Below are 1,179 nucleotides of genomic sequence, written 5' to 3'. Positions count from 1 at the left end.
ATATCGCCCCAGCGAAGGTGAAGTCTTCGTGGGCGGCGAACCGGTGACCGGGCCCGTGCCGCAAGTCGCGTTCATGCTGCAAAAAGATTTGCTGATGCCGTGGCGCAGCATTCGCCGCAATGTCGAACTGGGCCTGGAGATTCAAGGCGTGCCCAGCGCGACCCGGCAGAAGGTAGCCCTGGACTTGCTCGACCGTTGCCACCTCAACGGCTTCGCCGATCACTACCCCTTCCAACTCTCCGGCGGTATGCGCCAACGCGCTGCCCTGGCACGCACCCTGGCCATCGACCCTCAGGTGTTGTTCCTCGACGAGCCGTTTTCCGCCCTCGACGCCCAGACCAAGATGATCCTGCAGCAGGACATGGCGCGGATGCTGTTCGATGAAAAGAAGACCGCGCTGTTCATCACCCATGACCTGATCGAGGGCATCGCCATGTCCGACCGGTTGCTGGTCATGAGCGCCCGCCCCGGCACCATCATCGAAGAAATCAGCATCGACCTGCCGTTTCGCGACAACCCGCTGGAGCGCCGCAAGCTACCGGAGATCGGCCCGCTGGTCGGTCGCCTGATGGAGCTGCTGCACGTCGGCGCCGACACCGAACTGCACTGATTGCCGCACTTGCGGCCCCCAACCGATTCAGGAGTTCCCATGCTCAAGTCTCTGTTCCAACGTTTTTGCGCGCTCAGCCTTGGCCTCGGCCTGACCTGCGCGGCCCAGGCGCAGCCAACCGACGTTACCTACCTGCTGCCGGCTCCGCCTAACTTGCCAGCCTTTGCACCGTGGATCATCGCCAAGGAAAAAGGCTATTACGCGGCCCAGGACCTGAACCTCACGTTCATTGCCGCCAAGGGCGGTGTGGATGTGGCCAAGCAGATCGGCGCCGGCAATGCCCTGCTCGGCGGCGCCATCGGCGACACGCCGATCATGGTGCGCGGCAACGGTATTCCGGTGCGCGCCGTGGCGGTGCTGGGCGCGGGCGGCGTGACCATGATCGCCACCCATTCCAAGGACAACATCAATAACGTCAGCGACCTCAAGGGCAAGACCATGACGGTGATGTCGTATTCCGACACCACCTATTACGCGCTGCTCGCTTCGTTGCGCAAGGCCGGCCTTGGCAAGAACGACGTGGACATCCAGGCCGCTGGGCCCGCCGGCGTCTGGCAACTGTTTACGGC

Annotated in this window: 2 protein-coding genes; both read left to right on the top strand. The window is 63.4% G+C overall.

All coding sequences use genetic code 11. From position 1 onward, the window contains the following. Nucleotides 1-610, top strand: a 610-nt coding sequence (locus tag GIW04_RS30865) for an ABC transporter ATP-binding protein (protein ID WP_236479627.1), incomplete at its 5' end; no start/stop codon positions are given. Between the two features lie 39 nt (nt 611-649). Beyond that, on the top strand, nt 650-1,179 hold a 530-nt coding region (locus GIW04_RS30860), incomplete at its 3' end, for an ABC transporter substrate-binding protein (protein ID WP_236479626.1).

Origin of the sequence: Pseudomonas sp. PA-4-8C, from assembly GCF_021606625.1 — a bacterium.
GTDB lineage: Bacteria > Pseudomonadota > Gammaproteobacteria > Pseudomonadales > Pseudomonadaceae > Aquipseudomonas > Aquipseudomonas lactis.
Note: the sequence above shows the minus strand (reverse complement) of the source record. Positions and strands in the feature narration are given on the sequence as shown.